Source organism: Streptomyces sp. NPDC007875 (assembly GCF_042868035.1).
GTDB classification, from domain to species: domain Bacteria; phylum Actinomycetota; class Actinomycetes; order Streptomycetales; family Streptomycetaceae; genus Streptomyces; species Streptomyces antimycoticus.
The window spans coordinates 113326-135347 of sequence record NZ_JBIADZ010000003.1; the positions used below are offsets into that span (position 1 = coordinate 113326).

25 protein-coding genes and 7 tRNA genes are annotated in these 22022 nt (G+C 71.0%); 20 read left to right on the forward strand and 12 right to left on the reverse strand.

Going from position 1 to position 22022, the window contains the following annotated elements; translation table 11 throughout:
- Positions 1 to 104 precede the first annotated feature (104 nt).
- Positions 105 to 341, forward strand: a complete 237-nt coding sequence (locus tag ACFYOY_RS07425; RefSeq protein WP_078639914.1) for a hypothetical protein — start codon at positions 105 to 107, stop codon at positions 339 to 341.
- A gap of 286 nt (positions 342 to 627) precedes the next feature.
- On the forward strand, positions 628 to 846 hold the full coding sequence (locus ACFYOY_RS07430; protein WP_014056182.1) for a hypothetical protein: 219 nt from the start codon (positions 628 to 630) through the stop codon (positions 844 to 846).
- Between the two features lie 309 nt (positions 847 to 1155).
- On the opposite strand, the gene ACFYOY_RS07435 is transcribed toward ACFYOY_RS07430, so the two are convergent.
- Positions 1156 to 1752 carry a hypothetical protein gene (locus ACFYOY_RS07435; protein WP_388585432.1) on the reverse strand — a complete coding sequence of 199 codons (597 nt, stop codon included), beginning with the start codon at positions 1750 to 1752 and terminating at the stop codon, positions 1156 to 1158.
- A gap of 118 nt (positions 1753 to 1870) precedes the next feature.
- Complete coding sequence (locus tag ACFYOY_RS07440) at positions 1871 to 3103, reverse strand: MFS transporter (RefSeq protein WP_351902596.1); 1233 nt, start codon at positions 3101 to 3103, stop codon at positions 1871 to 1873.
- 102 nt (positions 3104 to 3205) lie between these two features.
- Between ACFYOY_RS07440 and ACFYOY_RS07445 the strand changes: the two genes are divergently transcribed.
- A complete protein-coding gene (locus ACFYOY_RS07445; protein ID WP_388585435.1) occupies positions 3206 to 3670 on the forward strand; it encodes a winged helix-turn-helix transcriptional regulator in 465 nt (154 codons plus the stop codon).
- Between the two features lie 43 nt (positions 3671 to 3713).
- Here ACFYOY_RS07445 and ACFYOY_RS07450 read toward each other — a convergent pair whose 3' ends face one another.
- Positions 3714 to 4304: a TetR family transcriptional regulator gene (locus ACFYOY_RS07450; RefSeq protein ID WP_351902602.1), complete on the reverse strand. Its 591-nt coding sequence runs from the start codon at positions 4302 to 4304 to the stop codon at positions 3714 to 3716.
- A gap of 97 nt (positions 4305 to 4401) precedes the next feature.
- Entirely contained in the window at positions 4402 to 5301 is a 900-nt protein-coding gene (locus ACFYOY_RS07455) for a cyclase family protein (RefSeq protein ID WP_351902605.1), read from the reverse strand.
- A gap of 178 nt (positions 5302 to 5479) precedes the next feature.
- Between ACFYOY_RS07455 and ACFYOY_RS07460 the strand changes: the two genes are divergently transcribed.
- Both ACFYOY_RS07460 and ACFYOY_RS07465 read left to right on the forward strand, forming a co-directional pair.
- The gene (locus tag ACFYOY_RS07460) at positions 5480 to 6472 is read left to right on the forward strand and encodes a phosphotransferase (RefSeq protein ID WP_351902607.1); all 993 of its coding nucleotides are present in this window, start codon (positions 5480 to 5482) and stop codon (positions 6470 to 6472) included.
- A 65-nt stretch (positions 6473 to 6537) separates the two neighbouring features.
- Complete coding sequence (locus ACFYOY_RS07465) at positions 6538 to 6822, forward strand: zf-TFIIB domain-containing protein (protein WP_014056196.1); 285 nt, start codon at positions 6538 to 6540, stop codon at positions 6820 to 6822.
- 57 nt (positions 6823 to 6879) lie between these two features.
- Here ACFYOY_RS07465 and ACFYOY_RS07470 read toward each other — a convergent pair.
- From ACFYOY_RS07470 to ACFYOY_RS07490, 5 genes are all read right to left on the reverse strand, one after another.
- Positions 6880 to 6951, reverse strand: a tRNA-Val gene (locus tag ACFYOY_RS07470).
- An 11-nt stretch (positions 6952 to 6962) separates the two neighbouring features.
- Positions 6963 to 7034: transfer RNA gene (locus ACFYOY_RS07475), tRNA-Val, on the reverse strand.
- Between the two features lie 23 nt (positions 7035 to 7057).
- Positions 7058 to 7129 (reverse strand) — tRNA-Val (locus tag ACFYOY_RS07480).
- Position 7130: 1 nt separating this feature from the next.
- Positions 7131 to 7201, reverse strand: a tRNA-Cys gene (locus ACFYOY_RS07485).
- A 28-nt stretch (positions 7202 to 7229) separates the two neighbouring features.
- Positions 7230 to 7302, reverse strand: a tRNA-Gly gene (locus tag ACFYOY_RS07490).
- 160 nt (positions 7303 to 7462) lie between these two features.
- Between ACFYOY_RS07490 and ACFYOY_RS07495 the strand changes: the two genes are divergently transcribed.
- From ACFYOY_RS07495 to ACFYOY_RS07505, 3 genes are all read left to right on the forward strand, one after another.
- Positions 7463 to 8518: a chorismate-binding protein gene (locus ACFYOY_RS07495; RefSeq protein ID WP_351902610.1), complete on the forward strand. Its 1056-nt coding sequence runs from the start codon at positions 7463 to 7465 to the stop codon at positions 8516 to 8518.
- The gene (locus ACFYOY_RS07500) at positions 8515 to 9342 is read left to right on the forward strand and encodes an aminodeoxychorismate lyase (protein ID WP_351902613.1); all 828 of its coding nucleotides are present in this window, start codon (positions 8515 to 8517) and stop codon (positions 9340 to 9342) included. Before ACFYOY_RS07495 ends, ACFYOY_RS07500 begins: the two co-directional genes overlap by 4 nt.
- A gap of 69 nt (positions 9343 to 9411) precedes the next feature.
- Complete coding sequence (locus tag ACFYOY_RS07505; RefSeq protein WP_388585441.1) at positions 9412 to 10257, forward strand: GNAT family N-acetyltransferase; 846 nt, start codon at positions 9412 to 9414, stop codon at positions 10255 to 10257.
- A gap of 66 nt (positions 10258 to 10323) precedes the next feature.
- Here the strand turns inward: ACFYOY_RS07505 and ACFYOY_RS07510 are convergent, their stop codons facing one another.
- Positions 10324 to 10839 (reverse strand): DsbA family protein, encoded by a 516-nt coding sequence (locus tag ACFYOY_RS07510; protein ID WP_351902619.1) that lies wholly within the window; start codon positions 10837 to 10839, stop codon positions 10324 to 10326.
- 132 nt (positions 10840 to 10971) lie between these two features.
- Between ACFYOY_RS07510 and ACFYOY_RS07515 the strand changes: the two genes are divergently transcribed.
- Together ACFYOY_RS07515 and ACFYOY_RS07520 are read left to right on the forward strand one after the other, a co-directional pair.
- Positions 10972 to 11430, forward strand: a complete 459-nt coding sequence (locus ACFYOY_RS07515) for a hypothetical protein (protein ID WP_351902622.1) — start codon at positions 10972 to 10974, stop codon at positions 11428 to 11430.
- A gap of 68 nt (positions 11431 to 11498) precedes the next feature.
- On the forward strand, positions 11499 to 11672 hold the full coding sequence (locus ACFYOY_RS07520) for a hypothetical protein (RefSeq protein WP_165455915.1): 174 nt from the start codon (positions 11499 to 11501) through the stop codon (positions 11670 to 11672).
- A 41-nt stretch (positions 11673 to 11713) separates the two neighbouring features.
- Here the strand turns inward: ACFYOY_RS07520 and ACFYOY_RS07525 are convergent, their stop codons facing one another.
- On the reverse strand, positions 11714 to 12283 hold the full coding sequence (locus ACFYOY_RS07525) for a CGNR zinc finger domain-containing protein (protein ID WP_388585445.1): 570 nt from the start codon (positions 12281 to 12283) through the stop codon (positions 11714 to 11716).
- Between the two features lie 314 nt (positions 12284 to 12597).
- Positions 12598 to 13011 (reverse strand): SsgA family sporulation/cell division regulator, encoded by a 414-nt coding sequence (locus tag ACFYOY_RS07530; protein ID WP_003959770.1) that lies wholly within the window; start codon positions 13009 to 13011, stop codon positions 12598 to 12600.
- Positions 13012 to 13201: 190 nt separating this feature from the next.
- On the opposite strand from ACFYOY_RS07530, the gene ACFYOY_RS07535 reads away from it, so the two are divergent.
- From ACFYOY_RS07535 to ACFYOY_RS07580, 10 genes are all read left to right on the forward strand, one after another.
- Positions 13202 to 13657, forward strand: coding sequence for a TIGR02611 family protein (locus tag ACFYOY_RS07535; RefSeq protein ID WP_351902628.1), 456 nt, complete (start codon positions 13202 to 13204; stop codon positions 13655 to 13657).
- A gap of 66 nt (positions 13658 to 13723) precedes the next feature.
- Positions 13724 to 13795, forward strand: a tRNA-Val gene (locus tag ACFYOY_RS07540).
- A gap of 276 nt (positions 13796 to 14071) precedes the next feature.
- Entirely contained in the window at positions 14072 to 15352 is a 1281-nt protein-coding gene (locus tag ACFYOY_RS07545; RefSeq protein ID WP_351902631.1) for a sugar ABC transporter substrate-binding protein, read from the forward strand.
- A gap of 11 nt (positions 15353 to 15363) precedes the next feature.
- Complete coding sequence (locus ACFYOY_RS07550) at positions 15364 to 16365, forward strand: carbohydrate ABC transporter permease (protein WP_388585449.1); 1002 nt, start codon at positions 15364 to 15366, stop codon at positions 16363 to 16365.
- Between the two features lie 115 nt (positions 16366 to 16480).
- Complete coding sequence (locus tag ACFYOY_RS07555) at positions 16481 to 17341, forward strand: carbohydrate ABC transporter permease (RefSeq protein WP_388585452.1); 861 nt, start codon at positions 16481 to 16483, stop codon at positions 17339 to 17341.
- A 31-nt stretch (positions 17342 to 17372) separates the two neighbouring features.
- Positions 17373 to 17996, forward strand: coding sequence for a DUF624 domain-containing protein (locus ACFYOY_RS07560; RefSeq protein WP_388585454.1), 624 nt, complete (start codon positions 17373 to 17375; stop codon positions 17994 to 17996).
- Between the two features lie 88 nt (positions 17997 to 18084).
- The gene (locus ACFYOY_RS07565) at positions 18085 to 20832 is read left to right on the forward strand and encodes a Tat pathway signal sequence domain protein (RefSeq protein WP_388585457.1); all 2748 of its coding nucleotides are present in this window, start codon (positions 18085 to 18087) and stop codon (positions 20830 to 20832) included.
- Between the two features lie 34 nt (positions 20833 to 20866).
- Positions 20867 to 21355 (forward strand): SRPBCC family protein, encoded by a 489-nt coding sequence (locus ACFYOY_RS07570; protein WP_351902646.1) that lies wholly within the window; start codon positions 20867 to 20869, stop codon positions 21353 to 21355.
- 66 nt (positions 21356 to 21421) lie between these two features.
- Positions 21422 to 21496 (forward strand) — tRNA-Val (locus tag ACFYOY_RS07575).
- Positions 21497 to 21631: 135 nt separating this feature from the next.
- Positions 21632 to 22003: a VOC family protein gene (locus ACFYOY_RS07580; RefSeq protein WP_351902648.1), complete on the forward strand. Its 372-nt coding sequence runs from the start codon at positions 21632 to 21634 to the stop codon at positions 22001 to 22003.
- The last annotated feature ends 19 nt before the right edge of the window (positions 22004 to 22022 follow it).

The following is a 22022-nucleotide window of genomic DNA, read 5'->3' on the forward strand; positions in this document are numbered from 1 at the left end:
GTGGTGCCTGAGATCCTGGAGAAGTGGGCCGGAATCGTGGCAATCCACGCTCGGCTCCGTGCTGCGTGATCTCAAGAGGCCGTCTCAGAAGGGGGATTGAGACCGTGAAGGGTGATCGTGTGGAGATAGTCGTGGATGCGGGGGACACGACGCGGACGTATGAAGTGGTGGCCAGCAGGGCGGGCCGGAGGGTCGAGACAGCGGTCCGGCGGGGGGTGGTGGAAGTGAGCGAAGTCACCCGTAATGGGTCCGTGGTGCGGACGGCCCGTTTCATGGCCAACCGCGTCCTGGCACTGGTGGAGCAGCCGGTACCGCGGGGCGAGGAGGGAGACGGTGAGTAGAGCTCGCACGCGCTCGGAGGGGCACACTCCGTGGACTCCGGAAGGGCTCCGGAAGGATCGATTCCCCGGACCCCTCCGGGAAGACCCCAAGGCGTGAGGGCGCATCTCCACCCAGGGGAGTAGTCGACGCCTCCCGGGGTCATCCTCCGGGAGGCCCGGCAATGGGTACGAAGGCATGACGCCGAGCACCGGGGTGCGCGCCTAATGTTGTGGTCAAGCGGCGGGCGCAGCACTCGTCCCCCGAGGTCAGACGCTCGCCGCCCCCAGATGTGACGGAGGAGGGACGATGGCGGACACGGCTGGACGCACGGTCATCCACACGCGTCGTCGCAGGTCCATTCGTGCGGCGGCCGACGCCTTCGGCGGCCCGCAGACCGGCACCCGCCACCCTCTGGTCGCGGCGGCGATGGTGCTGCCGATGGCCATCCTCCTGACCATCACCTTCGGCGGCTGGGAAGCCGTCGTCACACAAGCGTCGTCCGTGGCGGGAATGCTGGGGCGCTGAGCGCCCCAGGCCCGGGAGAGCGGCCCGGGCCGGGGACTTCCGGCCATTAACCCCGTGGGGACGGGGGTGCGGCGGACGGCACGAATGCCCGGACAGCTGGGCACCTGTTGCGGTAAAACATCCGCAACGGTGACTAGCTCCGGACCTGCGAAAACAGGTCCGGGTCCGGGCGTCGAACGGGCCCTGTTCGGCATCGCTGGGGAGCGATGGCGAGCAGGGCCCGGTGCGTTTGGGCGGCGGCCCGGACAGGGGCCCCGGCCGCCCCCTGGGGGATTAAGGGGCAACCGGGCCGGTATGGGGGCTATGCGATCAGCTCAGCTCGGCAGACCACTTTCCGCGGCCGAGGAACGTACGACCGTCAGGTGTGATGTCCACCCGGGCCCCTCGTACCGGTAGCTCGCCGTTGCTGAGCCAGTAGTCGCGGACCTTGTCGAGGGCGTCCCACAGCCGACGGGGGCCGCCCTGGTGCACGGTGGGCCGCTCGTTCCCGGTCGCCGTGGCCCGGGCCCACGATCCGTCGGCATGTGCCATGAGCGCGACACGCTGCTCGCCGTCCTCCCGGTACTCGTGCTCGACACCGGGCACCGTGATGTCCAGCATGGACGCGAGGTCCCACGCGTCCGCCACGTCGACGACGGGATACGGACCGCGCGTTACTTCATCTCCGTCCAGCTCCGCGGCCTTGGCGAGGCGAACGGCCGCACTGGGCGGATAGTCGTCACCGTGGCGAGCGTGCATGAACCCTGCCCGGTCCCACTCGACGCGCCCCGTCGCGCCTCCGTCCTTGTCCTTCTCGGCTGTGACGAGGAGGGAGGTACCGGCGATCGCGGTCACCAGCCGACCGCCCGGAAGCAGACCGGTACGGGCGCCGGCCGCGTGCTGGTGGGCGCGGGCGAGGTAGGACACCCCGACCCCTGGCCACGCCAACGACACGGGCACACCCCGGTCACATGATCGCCCGGACACGTCTGTTGGCCGCTTTCGGCAGCGCACATGGCGCTTGGCCGCAGCGGGATTCAGAACGTCACGCCACTGGGCCCAGGTGCCGGGTCGTCGCCCACAGCAGCAGGGCTGCGCAGCTGAATGCCGCTCCCAGGGCGGACACCGCTGTCCACCCGGCCGCCGCGTACGCCGCGGAGGAGCCGATGGCGCCGAGGGCGCTGCCGGCCGAGTAGAAGACCATGTAGCCGCCGATGATTCTGCTTCCCGCGTCCGGATGGACGGCGTAGATGAGGGACTGGTTGGTGACGTGCACGGCCTGGACGGCGAAGTCCAGGAGGACCGCTCCGATGGCCAGGGCCCAGAGCGACTGCCGGGTGAAGGCCAGGGGGAGCCATGACACGGCGAGCAGGACCAGCGCGGCACCCGTGGTCCGCTGGGCGAGGCCGCGGTCGTTCCATCGGCCGGCGGCTCCCGCGGCCGCGGCTCCGGCCGCTCCGGCGAGCCCGAACGCGCCGATCGCGGTGTGCGTCAGCGACCAGGGGGGACTGCTGAGCGGCTGGACGACGCCGCTCCACAGCGTGCTGAAGGCCGCGAAGACCAGCAGCGCCAGCATGCCGCGGACCCGGAGCAGAGGGTGGCGGGCGAACAGGGCGACGGTCGATGTCAGCAGACGCCGGTACGGCATGGTGACGGTCGGCGGCCGGTCGGCCGGCAGGGCGAGGCGCAGGAGCACGGCGAGCGTCGCGGTCACCACGGCCGAGAAGAGGTAAACGGCGCGCCATCCGGCCAGGTCGGCCAGGACGCCTGCCACCGTGCGGGCCAGCAGAATGCCGGTGATCACCCCGCTGGTGACCGCTCCGACGACCCGCCCCCGAAAGGCGGGAGCGGTGAGGTGGGCCGCCGCGGCGACCATGGTCTGGGCGACGACGGCGAGCGCACCGACCGCCGCGAGGGCGCTCAGCAGCGCGGCGGTCCCGGGTGCCAGACCCGTGAGCAGCAGCGCGGCGGCGAGCAGGCCGAGCTGGAGTGTGATCAGCCTGCGCCTGTCGACGAGGTCGCCGAGCGGGACGAGCAGGAACAGACCCGCGGCGTATCCGAGTTGGGTGATGGCGACGATGGCGCCGAGCAGGCCGGGGCCGAGCGCGAACTGCTCGCCGAGCGTGACCAGCAGGGGCTGGGCGAAGTAGACGTTGGCCACCGCGCTGCCGCAGGCAACGGCGAAGAGCAGGATCAGGCGCGCGGACGGCGGCCCGGATGGAACGAGTGCGGTAGTCGCGGCCGTCCGGCCGCCGGCCGTCGAGCAGTCGCTCGGCATACGGCGCCTCCCCCTCATTGATGGTTGCAACTTGCTACCTGCCGGACCTTAGGGCAGGAGGTAGCATGTTGCAACCGAATGTGGTGCGAAGGAGGAAGCGCGATGGTCGCCCGCACGCGATTCGACGCCGAACCGTGTCCCGTTGCCCGGTCGATCGACGCCATCGGCGACTGGTGGTCCCTGCTGATCGTGCGCGACGCGTTCGACGGCAGTCGCCGCTTCGGCCAGTTCCAGCGAAGCCTCGGCATCGCCAAGAACATCCTCACCAGCCGGCTGCGCACGCTGGAGCAGACCGGAGTGATGACAACCGTGCCCGCCTCCGACGGCAGCCGCTACCAGGAGTACGTGCTCACGGAAAAGGGCCGCGCGCTCTTCCCCGTCGTCGTGGCGCTGCGCCAGTGGGGCGAGGCGCACTGCTTCGGCCCAGGGGAGGAGCACTCACGACTCCTCGACCGTCGGAACGGGCACCCGCTGAGCCCGCTGGAGATCCGCTCCAGCGACGGGCGCTCCGTGGGCCCGGACGAGACCGTCGTCGAAAAGCTCAGCAGTACGGACGACATGGGCTGACTCGACCGACGGCCACGGCGCAGCCCGTCCCTTTGCGGACGGATCAGCGGGAGCGCAGGCCGTTGACGAGCAGGGCGCAGACGGACTCCAAGGCGGCCTCGGCGCCCGGGGTCTGCCACTCGGGGGCGTGCGCGGGGTGGTGGTAGGCCGTCGTGGCGTCGAAGACGGTCCGGGCCGTCGCGGCGGGGTCGGCACAGGTGAAGTCACCGCCGGCGACGCCGTCGGCGATGATGACGCGCAGCTGCTCGATCAGATCGGCCACATGGTCGGCGGCCGCGTCACTGTGCTCGGCCGCCAGGACCCGGTAGGTGGCGAAGAGCTCCGGGTCCTCGGACAGCAGCTTCCGCTTGGCGGCGAACAGCGTGGTGAGCCAGGTGCGCAGTCGCTCGGGCGCGGCCTGCCGGGTGTCGGCCGCGACCGCCGCGATGTCCTCGCGCGCCCGGCCGAGCCAGCGCCGCGTGACAGCTTCGCGCAGCGCCGCCTTGGACGAGAAGTGCCGGTAGACGCTGGCGTGGCTGACCCCTAGCGCCCGCGCCACGTCGAGCACCGTGGCCTTCGCCGGTCCGTGACGGCGCAGCACGTCCTCGGTGGCCGTCAGGATGGTCTCGGCGTCGAGCGCCGGGCCCGAACGCATCAGCGCTCGCCGTTCCGTACGAACCGCACCGTGCGGCTCCCGGCCCCGGCGGCGGGCACCGGCTGCTCCCTCACTGCCAGTTCCTCCTAGTGGCCCGTCAGAAGACCGCGAGCGGGTTGACGGGCACCCCGGTCAGCCCGTGGATACGTGGCGGCGCCACCGTGAGCAGAAAAGCATAGCGGCCCAGCTCGGCGCAGACGGTGGCGAGCTCGTCCACCTCGGCGGCGTCGATCAGCGGCAGGCCCATCATCGGCAGAGCGATCCGGTGCAGCGGCAAGGGGCAGGCGGGGTCCAGGTCCGGGTGCGCGTCGCCGACGTCGCCCGCGTAGAGCGACACGCCGCGCCGGTGCATCCAGCGCACCGCGTCCAGGCTCATCCCCGGCATCGGCCGCTCGGGGTCGGGCGTCATGGGCCATCCGCAGCGCACCACCAGGGCGTCCCCGGACTCCAGCCGTACGCGGTGACGTTCCTCGGCCGCCTCGAGGTCCCGTGCGGTGACCGCATGTCCACTGGGCAACGGGCCGTCGGCCGCAAGGTCGAGCAGGATCCCCCGGGTGGCGAGCCCGGCGGCGAACGCCGTCGTGGAGCCGTGCCGGGCGCCGGCCGGTGTCACGGCCTCGTCCACGGGCCGCCCCGGATAGACCCGCCCGTCGCGGATCGCGTGCCCCAGCGCGTCGAGGTGCGTCGAGCGCGGGTGGTGATTGGTCACCAGCATCACGTCCGCCATCGCCGGCGCCGGGGAACCGACGTAGACCATCATCTGCTGAACGGGCGAGGCGTCTTGGGTGGACGGTGCGAAGGGGCCGCTGATGAGCGGCGTCGGCTGGACCGGAACCGCGAGGGACACCGTCCGCCCGGTGCGGGCCTCCGAGGCGCCCCTGGCCCGGGCCCCCGCGGTGATGAGGTTGAGCGTGCCGAGTTGGTCGTCCTCACCCCACCGGCCCCAATTGTTCGGCAGATCCTCTGAGTTGCTCGTTCCCGTATGCGATGCGTCCATGGCGCCGAACCGTATCGGGTTGAGGTTACAGAATCCAAACTCTGTAACCGTGGAGCGTGACGCCGCATGCGCCCACGGCCCGCACTCGGGTGAGCGCCCGACACCAGGAGGGGTGGAGCACCGGCACCCCGCCCTGCAGGGGCTACGATCCCGGGGCAGCCGATGACATGGGGGAGCCGTGAGCCAAACCGCGGCGCAGCTCGTCGCCGCCCTTCGCCGGGGCCGGCGTGATGCCACCGCCGAGGTGACCGTCCTGGCCGACCGGCCCGACGCCACCGTCGTGCGGTGCGGCCATGTCGTCGCCAAGGCGCACCCGCCCGGCACGGACCCGGCCGAGCTGGCCGTCCGGCTCGGGGTGGCGGCCCACCCCCGGTGCGCGGGGATACTGCTGCCGCCGGTCGACGGGATGGGAGCGCTGCCCGACGGACGGCAGGTCACCCTCTGGCCGTACGGCGAACCCGTGGCGCCCGACGCGCCGGACGCCGCCCCGTGGGTCGAGGCGGGGAAGCTGCTGGCCCGGCTGCACGCCGTGCCGGTCGCCGAACTGCCCGGCCCCCTCCCGGCGATGCGCGGCCCGGTCAAGGCGGCCCGCGCCATCGCCCGGCTGCGGGCGGCGGCGCTCCCCGACAGCGCGGCCATCCGGGCCGTGTTGCACGCCTGGGCCGGTCTGCCGGGCTGGGCGCGAGGCGTGGACCGCACGGACGACCGTACGGACCGCGTGGACCTGGACCGCACGGACCGCCGGGACCCCGGGGATCGCCGGGATCGAGCCGACCGGCAAGAGGCCGACCGGCTCTGCCACGGCGATCTCCACCTCGGTCAGCTCATCCGCCACCGCGCCACCGACTGGCGGCTCATCGACATCGACGACCTCGGCCTCGGCGACCCGGCCTGGGACCTCGCGCGGCCCGCCGCCTGGTACGCCGCCGGACTGCTCGCCCCCGAGGACTGGGACCGGTTTCTGGGGGGGTACCGGGCGGCGGGCGGTTCCGCCGCGGGGCAGGGCGACCCCTGGCCGCGGCTGGACGTGCCCGCCCGCGCCCTCACCGTGCAGACCGCCGCGCTCGCGCTCGCCAAAGCGGCGGCCGCCGGACGAGCGTTGGACGAGGCCGAGGAGGCGATGGTGGAGGCGGCTGTCCGCATCGCCCGGTACATGGAGGCCGTAGGGTGAAGTCCACGCGGTCGGACGGATGTTCCGGCGCGTTGTTGTCCGAAGCATGAGGAGTTGAGCGGACCATGCAGTGTCCCAAGTGCCATGCGCCGATGCACACGTATAACCGCAATGGCGTGCAGATAGAGCAGTGCAGCGGCTGCCGGGGGATCTTCCTGGACTACGGGGAGCTGGAGGCGCTGACCCGCCTTGAGACGCAGTGGACCCAACAGATGCCGCCCGCCGCGCCCGGCCCGCAGGGGTACCCGGCCGCGCCCGCGCCCGCGTGGGGCGCGCCGCAGCACGGGCACCACGGTGGTCACCACGGCCACCACAAGCGGGGTTTCGGGCACATGCTCTTCTCGTCCTGAGGACCGAGAAACGTCGGAGGGCCGGAGCTCTTCGCTCCGGCCCTCCGACGATCAGTGTGGACGATACTGGGATTGAACCAGTGACCTCTTCCGTGTCAGGGAAGCGCTCTCCCGCTGAGCTAATCGTCCGCGGGACTGCGTGCGCGATACTGGGATTGAACCAGTGACCTCTTCCGTGTCAGGGAAGCGCTCTCCCGCTGAGCTAATCGCGCAGGTGGATCCGCGAGGATCCGAGTGGACGATACTGGGATTGAACCAGTGACCTCTTCCGTGTCAGGGAAGCGCTCTCCCGCTGAGCTAATCGTCCGAGGTGGAGACGGGATTTGAACCCGTGTAGACGGCTTTGCAGGCCGTTGCCTCGCCTCTCGGCCACTCCACCAACCGTGGAGGTCGAAACCCCCACTCCGAGCGGACGACGAGATTCGAACTCGCGACCCTCACCTTGGCAAGGTGATGCTCTACCAACTGAGCCACGTCCGCAGGTGCCGTATGTCCGGGGCGCTTCCGCGTCCCGGCGACGTGTTGAACTCTAGCGGATTCCCCGGCCAGCTCAAATTCCGTTTCCGCAGCGTGCTGCCCTGCTCGGGTGCCGCGCGCCCTCCCGAGGCCGCCCTGACCTGGGCACCATAGACTCGCAACCGTGCACGATCTGCCCCCGCTCGCCCGCTTCGGCGGCCTGCTCGCCACCGATCTACGCGATGTGACCAGCGACCCGTCGGCCCTGGACACCCGGGGTTTCTGGGCCGTTGTCGCGGACTTCGAAGGCCGTCTGGTCTGTGCACGCTTCGGGGACGTACGCGCCGAGCCCGTGCCGCCCCCCGCGCCCGGGGGCTGGTACGGCCCCGCGGCCGGGGAGTGGACCTCGTCCCTGGACCGGGCCGCCTACACCGCGGGGGTGCGTGACATCCGGCGGCGCATCGCGGCCGGCGAGGTCTACCAGGCCAATCTCTGCCGGGTGCTGACCGCGCCGCTGCCCGATCCGGCAGGGGCCGATGTGGACGCGCTGACCGCGCTGCTGGCCCTGGGCAACCCCGCCCCGTACGCGGGCACCGTAAGGCTGCCCGGCCACGGGGTGGAGGTCGCCACGGCCTCGCCCGAACTGTTCCTGCGGCGCACCGGGCGCACCGTGGAGTCCGGCCCCATCAAGGGCACCGGCCGAGGCCCTGAAGACCTGCTGGAGAAGGACCACGCCGAGAACGTGATGATCGTGGACCTGGTCCGCAACGACCTGGGCCGGGTCTGCGCCACCGGCTCGGTGACCGTCCCTGCCCTCTGCGCGGTCGAACCGCATCCGGGACTGGTCCACCTCGTCTCCACGGTGCGGGGCGAACTCGCCCCCGGCACCGGCTGGCCGGAACTGCTCGCGGCCGCCTTCCCTCCCGGATCGGTCACCGGCGCGCCCAAGTCCAGCGCGCTGCGCGTCATCGAGGAGCTGGAGACCGCGCCCCGCGGCCCGTACTGCGGCGGCATCGGCTGGGTCGACGCCGACCGCGGCACCGGTGAGCTGGCGGTCGGGATACGCACCTTCTGGATCGACCGCGGCCCGGCCGGGGCCGTGCTGCGGTTCGGCACCGGGGCGGGCATCACCTGGGGCTCCGACCCGGAGCGCGAATGGGACGAAACGGAACTCAAGGCCGCCCGGCTGCTCGCGGTAGCGTCGGGCGTACAGCAGCCGACGGGAAGGGCGACGCGATGAAACCGGCCATCTGGCTCGATGGATCCCTCTGCGACGCGGACAGCGCCAGGGTGTCCGTCTTCGACCATGGGCTCACGGTCGGCGACGGTGTCTTCGAAACCGTCAAGGCCACCGAGGGACAGCCCTTCGCCCTCACCCGCCATCTGCGGCGGCTGGCCCGCTCCGCCGAGGGCCTGGGGCTTCCCGAGCCGGACCTGGACGAGGTGCGGCGGGGCTGCGAGGAGGTGCTCAAGGCCCACCCGGTGCCGTTCGGGCGGCTGAGGATCACCTACACCGGCGGGCTCTCGCCGCTCGGCTCCGACCGGGGCACGGCCGGACCCACCCTGGTGGTCGCGCTGTCCGAGGCGTCCCGCCGGCCCGACGCCACGGCCGTGATCACCGTTCCGTGGGCGCGCAACGAGCGCGGGGCGCTCACCGGCCTGAAGACCACCTCGTACGGCGAGAACGTGGTCGCGCTCGCCCGCGCCCGTGAGCACGACGCCTCCGAGGCCCTCTTCGGCAACACGGTCGGCGCGCTCTGCGAGGGCACCGGCACCAACGTCTTCGTGGTCCTCGACGGCGAGCTGCACACCCCGCCGCTCGCCTCCGGCTGCCTCGCCGGGATCACCCGCGCCCTGGTGCTGGAGTGGGTGGGCGCCAAGGAGACCGATCTGCCGCTGGAGGCGCTGCGCCGGGCCGAGGAGGTCTTCCTGACCTCCACGACCCGCGACGTACAGGGCGTGCACCGTGTGGACACCCGCACCCTGCCCGGCGCCCCCGGTCCGGTCACCGCCGAGGCCCTGCGGATCTTCACCGAGCGGGCCGCCGCGGATATCGACCCCTGACCGGCCGGTAGCGGCGGATCCGCGCGGAAAACGGGTGACGTCGGCCCGGCGGACCGGTAGAACACCCTCGTGACCACCACTCTGCGGCCCATCGCGCCCGAACAGCACACCGAAGGCGGCGGGCGTGCCCGCTCGTACGAGGTGTGCGTCAACAGCCGCCCCGTCGGCTCCGTCCAGCTCACCACCGACGCCCGCCTGGGCCCGGCGGCCGGGCGCATCGAGCGGCTCCACATCGACGAGGGCGAGCGGCACCGGGGCCGCGGCACGGTCGCCGCGCTCGCCGCCGAGGAGGTGCTGCGCGGCTGGGGCTGCACCCAGCTGGTGGTGAGAGTCCCCGCACCGGCCACGACCGCCCTCGGGCTCGCGGCCGCGCTCGGCTACCGCGAGCGCGGTCGCAACATGCTCAAGCGGCTCACGGAGCCGCCCGAACTGCCCGGGGACAGCGCGATACGCCCCATGGCGGACGCCGAGTACCCGGCCTGGCGCGCCCGCGAGCGGGCCGGATACATCGCCGACCTGCTGGAGCGCGGAGTCACCCGGCAGCAGGCCGAGACCAAGGCGGACACCGACTACGCGACGCTGCTGCCGCAGGGCCCGGACACCCCCGGGGCCCTGCTGCGCGTCCTCGCCCACGGCGGTACGGACGTGGGCACCGTCTGGGTCGCGCTGCGCGAGGGGGAGGCCGACGCCGCAGAGAGCGGGGAGGCGTACGTCTACGCCGTCGAGGTCACCGAGGCGCACCGCGGCCGCGGACACGGCCGCACCCTGATGCTGGCCGCCGAGCGCGCGAGCCTGGCGCACGGGGCGCGCAGCCTGGGCCTGCATGTCTTCGGCGGCAACACCCCGGCGCTGCGGCTGTACGATTCGCTGGGCTACGAGCCGACCGAATACCAGCTCTACAAGCCGCTGCTTTGAAGGCCTGCTCCGAGGGCCTGCTCCGAGGGGACAGCTCCAAGGCCTTCCGGGGCCCTGCCGACGGCCTTACGGCCGCTCGGCGATGAGGCGGGCGGCGATCTCCTCGACGCGCTCCCGCAGCCCCTCCTGGCTCTTGCCGCCGTCCAGCCGCTCGCCGCCGATCACATACGTGGGGGTGCCGGTGACCCCGATCGCCTTGCCCTCGGCCTGGTCCGCGTCCACGATCAGGATGTGCCGGCCGTCGACCAGCGCGGTGTCCATCTCCTCGGCGTCCAGCCCCAGTTCCCGGGCCACCTCCACCAGCAGCGGCTCACCGCTGGTCCCGAGCTCCTCGGCGCGCTCCAGGACGGCCTCGACATACGGCCAGCCGCGCCCCTGCGCGATGGCCTCCTCGGCCGCCTGGGCCGCCGCGTGGGCGTGCTGGTGGCGCTCCAGCGGGAAGTGGCGCAGCCGGATGTCCAGGGCGTCCTGGAAGCGCTCGCGCAGCGCGCGCAGATCGCCCAGGGCGGTACGGCAGTCGGGGCACTGCAGCTCGCACCAGACGTCGAGAACGGGGCGAGGGGAGGGGTCGGTGTGGCTCATGGGGCCAGTCTTCCAGCCCCTGGTCCCCGCTCCGTACCCGGAGATGTCCCTGATCCCGGGCCAGGGCCATGGCCCCCGCCGCCTTACGGGGTGCACGATGGACATACCGGAACGCCAGTCGCGGGAGGAACGATGCTGACCGACACCATCTGTGCCGCGCTGTCCGCGGCCGGTCTGGGCATCGCCGGGCTGACCGCCTACCGCAAGCGGTTCCTGGCCGCGACCCGGATCGCCGCCTACGCCCTGGTCCCGCTGGGCCTGGCGATGACCGGCATCCTGGACTGGATGGCGGACCTGGTCTTCAAGCCGACCGTCTGGCTGGGCTTCGGCGTGCTCGGCCTCTCCTGGGTGCTGTTCATGATCAGCCGGGCGGTCGAGCGCCGCTCCGGCGGCACCCGTAAGGAGCGCCGCGCGGCGGCCGCGGCCGAACGGGCCGGGGTGTCCGCGGGCGCCTCGGAGCCCGCGCTGGGGCCCGGCCGAGGAGCCGCCGGGGCGAAGGCCGCAGAGAGGCCGAAGGCCAAGGGCGGAACGAGCTCGGGCACAGATGACTTCTCCGACATCGAGGCCATACTCAAAAAGCACGGGATCTGACAAGCGACCGATCAAAAAACGATCACCGGTCGCAGGCGGGGTGAGGGCTGGGTCATGATCTCCGCGAGATGTTGCAATCACCGCCCGGGGAACAATCCCCCATCGAAGGACCCCCTGTTCCGCCGAGCGACGAGACCCGTGGCTGTCTCTTCGCCCTCTCGCAGCCGCCGCTGATGCTGTTCCTGGCGTTCATCGGCACCCTGCTCTTCGTGACCGCCGTTCACGACCTCCACCGGTGGTGAGGCGGCACTCCGCCCGGCCGCCGACCGCCGGGCGCGGGCGGTCAGCTCGCGGCCTCGCGGCGCCGGGCGCGGTACGCGGCGACATGCAGCCGGTTGCCGCAGGTGCGGCTGTCGCAGTAGCGCCGGGAGCGGTTGCGGGACAGGTCCACGAAGGCGTGACGGCAGTCCGGGGCCTCACAGCGGCGCAGCCGCTCCTGCTCGCCCGCCACCACGAGGAACGCCAGCGCCATGCCGCAGTCGGCGGCGAGGTGGTCGGCGAGCGAGGCCCCGGGCGCGAAGTAGTGCACATGCCAGTCGAAGCCGTCGTGGTCGGTGAGCCGGGGTGTGGTGCCGGCCGCGGCGATCATCGCGTTGAGCAGCTCGGCGGAGCGGCGGGTGGCGGCCTCGTTCCCGGCCGCCGAGAAGACCTCGGCGAACCGGTCCCGTACGGCCCGGACGGCGGCGAGGTCGCGTTCCCCGAGCGTGCCGATGTCGCTGATGTCATTGCGCTCGACGAACCGGCGCAGGGCGGCGACATCGGCGAGGTCATCCTGGTCCGCACCCTCGGGCGCGGTATTCACCAGATCGACGACCGCGTCGAGCGCGCACCGGGTGTCGTGGTTGATCAGCACGATTGGCTCCCTGGCCGGCTGGGTCGGCGGCTGCCCCTGGGCTGCCCTCGATCTGCCCGACTCTAGCTCTGCCGGGCGCCGGGCGGTCACCGGACGGCCCGGGCGGGCACGCGACGGTGCCGCGCGCGGCATCACGACGGTGCCGTCGCCGCGGGGGGTGCCGCGGCGACGGCACCGTCGCCTGCCTCTGCCGTTGTCGGGTTGCCATGGTCGGGATGGTCGGTACTGAAAGGTTGCGCATGTCACGTAGATCGCGCCCAGGCTTGCGCCGTCTCCCCGAGTCGGACGGCCGAGCGCTCAGCTCTCGCCGGGTCTCAGCTCTCCGCCAGGATGTGGGAGAGCTCTGTGTCGAGGTCGAAATGGCGGTGTTCGGTACCGGGTGGCACCGCGGCGTCGGTTCGCTTCAGGAACGACTCCAGGGCCCGCGCCGGGGCTTCGAGCAGTGCCTCCCCCTCCGGGGAGCTCAGGGCGATGCAGACGACTCCCTGGCCGTGGCTGCGGGACGGCCACACACGGACGTCGCCGGTGCCGGTGGGCCGGTGCAGGCCCTCGGCGAGAAGATCGCGGGCAAACACCCATTCGACCGTCTCTTCGGCTCCGGTGTGGAAGGTGGCGTGCACGGCGTAAGGGTCGGCCGTGTCATACCGCAGGCCCGCGGGTACAGGCAGTGAGGATTCGCTCGACACAACGAGGCGCAGGTGCAGCTCGCAGCTGACCGTGGTGTTCATAAGCGCCAGGGCCTTTCGCTCAGTGTGCGCTCGGGGATTCGCACGTCGGCGAAATCGACATGCCACCTACGGTGCCGTTGTAAACCCCTCTGACCGTTTTGCGGCGCTTCCGGTAGCTCTTGCGGCCCAGCTCCGACATGGGTACTGCCGCCGTTCCGGTGACTTCAAATGATCAGGTAGGTTGGGTCACATGAATGCGGAGAGTGACGGGCGGCGGGGGGCTGCCGAAACGGCACCCCAGGCCGCGACGGGGGGCGACGGGTCGAAGCGGGAGCCGGTGTGGGGTTCCCGGGCGCCGCAGTTCATCAAGCGGTCACGCCCGCTCCACCTGAGCTGGCAGGTCGGCGTCTTCATCGTCGGCCTCGGGGTCGTGGGCCTGGGCATCATTCTGCTGCCCCTGCCCGGTCCGGGGTGGCTGGTGATCTTCGCCGGAATGGCGATCTGGGCGACCGAGTTCGTCTGGGCCCAGCTGGTGCTGGCCTGGACCAAGCGCAAGGTCACCGAGGCGGCGCACCGCGCCCTGGATCCGAGGGTGCGCCGGCGCAATCTCATACTGACCACGATCGCGGTGGTGATCTGCGCCGCGGCGGTGACGGTCTACGTGTGGAAGTTCGGCATCGTGATGCCGTGGAAGATCGAGCAGTGACCGGTCCGGGGTCGTAGGACTGGTCATGAGCACGGTCCGGCATGCGCTAATGTTGGCCGTGCGCCAGGGCGATTAGCTCAGTGGGAGAGCGCTTCGTTCACACCGAAGAGGTCACTGGTTCGAACCCAGTATCGCCCACCCTGGACCGGGGGCCCGGAAGGCATCTGCCTTCCGGGCCCCCGGCGTTCTCGCATGTCCGAAGCTGTCCGGCGGCTGTCCGAAGGTGTCCGGCGACAGGAGGCCGTCGATGCCGTCCCCAGTGATGTAGTCGAAGCGCTTCGCCTCAATCCTGATCGATCCTGTCCGAACCGTTGACGCGCGCGTCGTTGGTCCTTAGCTTGTCCCGGCAAGCGCTTGCCTAAAACGTTTCAACCAACGGGGGCGGTCGGACGGCCTGCCCGGGAGGGGCGTGTCATGGGTGCTCGGCGATGGACGGCGAGAGCGAGAGGGGCCCGCGCGGTCGCGGCCGTGGTGGCCGCGCTGGGGCTGCTGGTCACCGGCTGCGGCGGGGGAAGTGACTCGGGGGGCGGCAAGGTGACCATCCGCTACTCCTGGTGGGGCGCCAAGGATCGCGCCGAGCTGATCCAGAAGACGGTGAAGCTGTTCGAGAAGGAACATCCGAACATCAAGGTCAAGACGGACTTCTCGGAATACACCGACTTCTGGAGCAAGTTCAACACCCAGGCCGCGGGCGGAAACGCACCGGACGTCTTCCAGAACTCCTACGCCTTCCTGCGCAAATACGGCGACAAGAATCTTCTCCTGGATCTGAATGGTCAGGCCAAGGCCGGAAATCTCAGCCTGAAGGGTTTTCGCGATGGGCTGGAGAAGGCCGGGGATATCGACGGCAAGCTTCTGGGAGTGCCGGTCGGCGCCAATACCTTCGCCCTCTTCTACAACCCGGACGCGTTCAAGAAGGCCGGAGTGACCGTCGAGGACGGATGGACCTGGGACGACTTCTTCGCGGCCGCCAAGAAGGTGCGCAAGAGCGACGACACGCTCTACGGGGCCAGCGACAACGCCAATGTGATGTATCTCTACGACCTGTACCTGCGGCAGAACGGCAAGGCGTTCTTCACCAAGGACAGCAAGCTCGGCTTCACCGAGGACGACCTCACCGAGTGGTGGGGCCGGTGGCAGCAGCACGCCAAGGCCGACGAGCTGGTGCCCGGCAAGAAGTCCGAGCAGGCCAAGCCCAAGGCGTCGATCAGCGCCGACCTGTCGGCCTCCGAGTTCACCTGGGACAACTTCCTGGTCCGCTTCGCCGCCGAGACCAAGACCGACCTCGACCTCGGGCCCATCCCGACCACCGACGGCAAGCGGACCGGCCAGTACCTCTCCTCGCTGATGCTCAGCGGCTCCGCCCGCACCCAGCACCCCAAGGAAGTCGCCCAGTTCATCGACTTCATGACCCACGACCCCGAGGTGGGCAAGGTCATGGGCTACAACCGCGGCATCCCGGCCACCAACTCCCAGTACGACGCCTACCGGCCCCAGGGCGTCGACGCCAAGATCGCCGCGTATGAGAAGAGCGTGAGCGCCGAGCTGGAGCCGATCACCCCGCATCCGGCGGGCGCCGATGTCGCCGAGGCCGCGTTCCTGAGGATCTACACCCAGGTCGCGCTGGGGCAGACCTCGATGGGCAAGGCCGTCGACCAGTTCTTCAACGAGGCCGAGTCCGCGCTCGGCTCGTGAGGAGAGCTTCCGTGACACCGACCACGACGCGTGCGACGGATGGAGCGCGGCCTCCCACCGGGAAGCCCCGGGCCAAGGCCGCCCCCGGCACCCGCCCTGCCCCCGCGGCGGGGCGGCGCCAGGGCCGCCGCGAGAACCTCGCGGGCTATCTCTTCCTGACGCCCTGGTGCATCGGGATCCTGCTGCTCACCCTCGGCCCGATGCTCGTCTCGCTCTATCTGGCGTTCACCGACTACAACCTCTTCGACTCGCCGCGGTGGATCGGGTTCAAGAACTTCCAGGACCTCTTCCAGGACGACCGCTGGTGGACCTCGGTCCAGGTGACGCTGAAGTACGTACTGATCGGCACCCCGCTGAAGCTGGCCGCGGCGCTCGCCGTGGCGCTGCTGCTGGTCAAGCCCCGTAAGGGCCAGGGCTTCTACCGTTCGGCGTTCTACGCCCCCTCGCTCATCGGCGCCAGTGTGAGCGTCGGCATCGTCTGGCGGGCGATCTTCAACGACGACGCGATCGTCGACAAGTCGATGAACCTGTTCGGATGGGATGTCGGCGGCTGGATCGGCGACCCGGACTGGGCGCTGCCTACCCTCATCACCCTGACCGTCTGGCAGTTCGGCGCCCCGATGGTGATCTTCCTTGCCGGGCTGAAGCAGGTACCGGGCGAACTGTACGAGGCCGCCGAGATGGACGGCGCCGGCCGCTGGCGGCGGTTCCGGTCCATCACCCTGCCGATGATCTCGCCGGTGCTCTTCTTCAACCTCCTGCTGGAGCTCATCCACTCGTTCCAGGTCTTCACCTCGGCGGTGGTGATCGCGGGGTCGGGCACCAACACCGGCGGACCGGGCGACTCCCTGCTGGTCTACGGCTGGTACCTCTACGAGCAGGGCTTCCGCAATCTGCGCATGGGCTACGCCGCCGCGATGGCCTGGATGCTGATGCTCGGCATCGGCCTGGTGACCGCGGTGCTGTTCAAGACCCAGCGCGGCTGGGTGCACTACGAGGAGGATGCCAGATGAGCGTGTCCCGGCGCGCTGCGCGGGCTGGACTGGGGAGCCGCGCAGCGACGAAGGAGCGGGCAGTGACGAGGGAAGCCCGCGCAGGGGAGCGCGCCGGGACTGAGCGGGAGGCGCCGTGAGTGCTTCTGCGACGGTCGGGCGGCAGCGCGGGGCGCGCTCCGTGATCTGGCATGTGGGGGCGCTCGCCGTGCTGGCGGTGATCCTCTACCCCGTGGTGTGGGTGATCGGCGGCTCGTTCAAGCCCGGTGACCAGATCATCGGCAGCCTCCAACTGCTGCCCACCGACCCGATCACCGACAACTACCGTCGGCTCAGCGACGGCATCGCGGACGTGCCGATCTCGACCTTCTTCACCAACTCGCTGCTGTTGGCGGGCGGTTCGGTGATCGGCGTGCTGTTCTCCTGCTCACTGGCGGCCTACGCCTTCGCCAGGATCCGCTTCGTGGGGCGCGACGCGCTCTTCACGCTCATGATCTCCACCCTGCTGCTGCCGTTCCAGGTGCTGATCATTCCGCAGTACATCCTGTTCCAGAAGCTGGACCTGATCAACACGTATGTGCCGCTGCTGCTCGGCAAGTACCTGGCGGCGGACGCCTTCTTCGTCTTCCTGATGGTGCAGTTCATGCGCGGGCTGCCCCGGGAGCTGGACGAGGCGGCCCGGCTGGATGGCTGTGGCCATCTGCGCATCTACTGGAACATCGTGCTGCCGCTGTGCCGCCCGGCGCTGATCACCAGCGCGATCTTCACCTTCATCTGGTCGTGGAACGACTTCATCGGGCCCCTGCTCTATCTCAACGAACCGGACAAGTACACGGTCTCGCTGGGCCTGAAGCTCTTCATCGACCAGGACTCCGTCGCCGACTACGGAGGCATGGTCGCCATGTCGCTCGTCGCCCTGCTGCCGGTGCTGCTGTTCTTCCTGGCCTTCCAGCGCTATCTGGTCGAGGGCGCGGCGACCTCCGGGCTGAAGGGCTGAGGCCGCCATGGGACAAGCCACGGGAAGCGCCATGGGACAAGCAGCGGGAGCCGCCATGGGCCAAGCCGCCGTACGACGCACCGCGCAGCGGCCCGCCCGCGGCACACTGCGCTTCGCGCTGTTCGCCGAATGCCTGCTGACCGGCGTCTGGATGGTGCTCGCCGCCCTGCCGGTGATCACCCTGCTGCCCGCCTTCGCCGCCGGCTGTGCGCACCTTCGCCGCCATCTGGACGGCGAGCGGTCCACCTGGCGGGACTTCCTGACCGGGCTGCGGGAGGCCACCCGCAGCGGCTGGCGGTTCTCCCTGCTGTGGTGGTCGGCGCTCGCGTTGCTCGCCTTCGATCTACGGGTGGCCCGCACCGGAGCGCTGCCCGGCGGGCCCGCGCTGATCGCCGTCAGCGTGGCGGGCCTGCTCGCGGTGCTCGTCCTCGGACTGCGGACGGCGACCGTAAGGCGGCCCGGCACCGCCTGGCCGGCCGCCGCCCGTACCGCCGCACGCCAGGGCCTGACCGCCGACCCCGGCGGATCGCTGCTGCTCATCGGCGGGCTCGCGGTGCTCGCCGTCGCCGCCTGGCAGATGCTGCCGCTGATCGCCCCGGCGGCGGGCGCCCTCGCGGGCTGTGCGGTCGCGGTGGAGCGCCGCGCCAGCATCTGACCCGGCGCCACCCGCCTCCCGGCGCCGACCCCTCCCGCCCGGCCCCGCTCATGTCATGCACCTGCCCCGTACGAAAGGTGAAGCGGACATGCCCCCGATCGCCCGACGCAACCTTCTCAAGGCCGCCGCCGTCACCGGCGCCGCCGTGCCGTTCTCCTGGCTGCTGGCCACGAACGGCCCGCAGGCCGCCGCCGACAGCCCCGCCGAGAAGTTGGCCGCCGAGCCCGTGGACATCACCTGGCTGGAGGACGGCGGCCTCGGCGCGGCCGCGGGCTCCACCTTCGGCGTCCCCTGGCCCAAGGGCACCCACCCCGGCGACCGGACCTTCACGCTGACCACCGCCGACGGCAAGGCGGTGCCCCTGCAGACCTGGGCCACCGCCCACTGGCCCGACGGCTCGCTCAAGTGGACCGCGCACGCGGCGGGGGAGGGGCTCACCGGCAGCGCCTACAAGCTCATCACCGGCACACCCGCCGCGCCCGCCAAGAAGGTCACCGTCGCCGAGAGCGGCGGCCGGATCACCGTCGACACCGGGGTGATCCGGGCCGTGATCGGCAAGGGCGGCGAGCAGCTCGTACGCTCTGTCACCCGCGGCTCCACCGAGATCGCCCGCGACGGCCGACTGGTCCTGCTCCGCCAGGGCGACCTCGACGACGGCGACCACGGCAGCGCCGCGTGGGAGCGGTTCGACGGCGAGATCAGCGGGGCGAAGGTGGAGCAGCGGGGCCCCGTACGCGCCGTCGTCCGCATCGACGGCAAGCACCGTAAGGGCCGCCGGGCCTGGCTCCCCTTCAGCGTCCGGCTCTACTTCTACGCGGGCGCCGAATCGTTCCGCATGGTGCACACCATCACGTACGACGGCGACCAGAACAAAGACTTCATCCGCGGCCTGGGTGTCCGCTTCTCCGTGCCCATGCGCGACGAGGCGTACGATCGCCATATCCGCATCGCGGGCGAGGGCAAGGGATTCCTCACCGAGGCCGTCAAGGGCATCACAGGGCTGCGCCGCGACCCCGGCGCGAAGATCCGCACCGCCCAGGTCAAGGGCGAGAAGCTGCCCGACCCGGCCACCTGGGACCAGCGCGTCACCTCCCGGCTGCACCTCATCCCCGCCTGGGGCGACTACACCCTCTCCCAGCTCTCCGCCGACGGCTTCACCCTGCGCAAGCGCACCAAGCCCGGCCACGGCTGGATCGCGGCGGGCGGCGGCGGCCGGGCGAGCGGCTTCGGCTATGTGGGCGGCGTCAGCGGCGGACTCTCCTTCGGACTGCGCGACTTCTGGGAGAAGTTCCCCGCCCAGCTCGACATCCGCGGCGCCGCCGGGGACACGGCCGAGGTCACCCTGTGGCTCTGGTCGCCCGAGGCCCAGCCCATGGACCTGCGCTTCTACCACGACGGCATGGGCCAGGACACCTTCCCCGAACAGCTTGAGGGCCTCGAGATCACCTACGAGGACTACGAACCGGACTTCGGCACCCCGTACGGCATCGCCCGCACCAGCGAACTCACCTTCTGGGCCAACGCGGCCACCCCCGACGCCGACACCCTCGTCCGGCAGGCCGCCGCCGTGCGCACCCCGCCCCAACTGGCCGCGGGCCCCGCCGACATCGCCCGCGCCAAGGTCTTCGGCGGCCTCTTCGCCCCCGTCGACCGCTCCACCACCGCCAAGGCGAAGATCGAGGACCGGCTGGACTTCCTCTTCGATTACCACAAGGGCCAAGTCGAACAGCGCCGTTGGTACGGCTTCTGGGACTACGGCGACATCATGCACACCTACGACGGGGACCGGCACCAGTGGCGGTACGACGTCGGAGGCTACGCCTGGGACAACTCCGAGCTCTCGCCCGACCTGTGGCTGTGGCTGGCGTATCTGCGCTCCGGCCGCTCCGACATCTTCCGCTTCGCCGAATCCATGACCCGGCACACCGGCGAGGTCGACGCCTACCACCTCGGCACATGGGCCGGGCTCGGCACCCGGCACGGCGTCCAGCACTTCGCCGACAGCGCCAAACAGCAGCGCATCTCCACCGCCCTGTACCGCCGCTACTACTACTTCCTCACCGCGGACGAGCGGATCGGCGACATCATGCACGCCCTCGTCGACTCCGACGAGACGTTCCTCGTCCTCGATCCCCTGCGCAAGGTCCGCGAGGACCCCGACTACGAGCCCGATCCGCACGCCCTGTCCATCGGCTTCGGCACCGACTGGAGCGGCCTCGCCGGCGCCTGGCTCACCGAATGGGAGCGGCGCGGCCCCAAGGCGAAGAAGGCCGAGGCGCGGCTGCGCTCCACCATGGAGACCATCGCGGCTCAGCCCAACGGCTTCGTCCAGGGCAGCGGGCTGTACGACCTCGACACCGGCAAGTACGCCATCGAGGACGAGCCCAAGGTCAGCGTCTCCCATCTGTCCGCGGTCTTCGGCCTGGTCGAGGTCTGCGCCGAGGTGATCGACCTCATCGACATGCCGAAGTTCACGGAGGCATGGCTGGACTACTGCCGCTACTTCAACGCCACCAAGGCCGAGCAGAAGGCCCGCTACGGCACCGACTTCGGCTCCCTGATCCTGGTCCAGGGCCACTCACGGCTCGACGCCTACGCCGCCGTCCGGCTGGGGGACGACAAGCTGGCCGCCCGCGCCTGGCAGAAGTTCACCGAATACCACGAGGGCGACGGCTATCCCGACGCCACCACCAGCTGGAAGACGGTCGAGCTAGAAGGCCCGCAGGTGCTGGAGCCCGGCGTGGAGGCGGCCTGGGTGAGCACCAACGCCACCGCCCAGTACGGCCTCGCCGCGATCCAGAACCTCGCGCTCGTCGGCGACAAGCTGCCGGACTAGCCACGCGGTCACGGTTCCGACGACACTTGAGGGCATGGACTGGTGCCATTACCGCTTCCACAGCCGATGGGACCTCGACGCCGCCCCCGCCGCGGTCTTCGCGGCGCTGGCGAACGGCGACGACTATCCGCGGTGGTGGCCCCAGGTCCGTGAGGTCCGGCGGATCGACGAGCGCAGCGGCGCCGCCCGCTTCCGCTCCCTGGTCCCGTACGACCTGCGGTTGATCGTCAGCGAGGCACGCCAGGACCCGGCGGACGGCGTGCTGGAGATCGGCTTCTCGGGCGATCTGGAGGGATGGGCGCGCTGGACGGTGCTGCCCCACGGGACCGGCACCCGTGCCCTCTTCGAACAGGAGGTGGTGGCCCGCAAGCCGCTGCTGCGCCGCCTCGCGCTGCCTGGCCGTCCCGTCTTCCGGGCCAACCACGCCCTGATGATGCGCTCCGGACGGCGGGGGCTGCGGGCGCATCTGGCCGCACGGCCCGCCGGTCCGGCCTCGCCGCCCTCCGGCGGACATACGGTTTGAACCAAACCCGCCGCGACCTGTATTGTTCAGGTCGTTCCGCCGGGGAGACCCCGATGAGGACAACCCGGGCGATTAGCTCAGTGGGAGAGCGCTTCGTTCACACCGAAGAGGTCACTGGTTCGAACCCAGTATCGCCCACCACCCCATGAGGCCGGGCCGCCAGCAGGCGGCCCGGCCTCATGTCTGTCCGCTGGTAAGGCCGGTCCGTGTGCTTGTACGGCCAAGAGCTGGGTATCCGGATAAAACTTCCGTGGGTGACGATATGGAGGGGAACTCATGGCCGTAGCCAGCGCAGCCGTCCTGTCCCTGGACTGTGCCGAACCCGAAGAGCTCGCCGAGTTCTACGCCCGGGTGCTCGGCGCCGAGATCCAGCCGATGACCACCCCCGACCGGATCGAGATCGTCGCACCCGGCGGGTCGCGGATGGCGTTCCTGCGGGACCATGGCTTCGCCCCGCCGAGCTGGCCGCGGCCGGACGACTCCCAGCAGGCCCATCTGGACCTGCTGGTGGAGGACATCGACGCCGCGGAGCGCCAGGTCATCGACCTGGGCGCCCGCCCGCTGGACACCAAGAACAACGGCGGGCCGCGCGACACCCGGATCTACTCCGACCCGGCGGGCCATCCCTTCTCGCTCCGTCGCGCCTGAGCCTCCTTCTCGCTCCGCC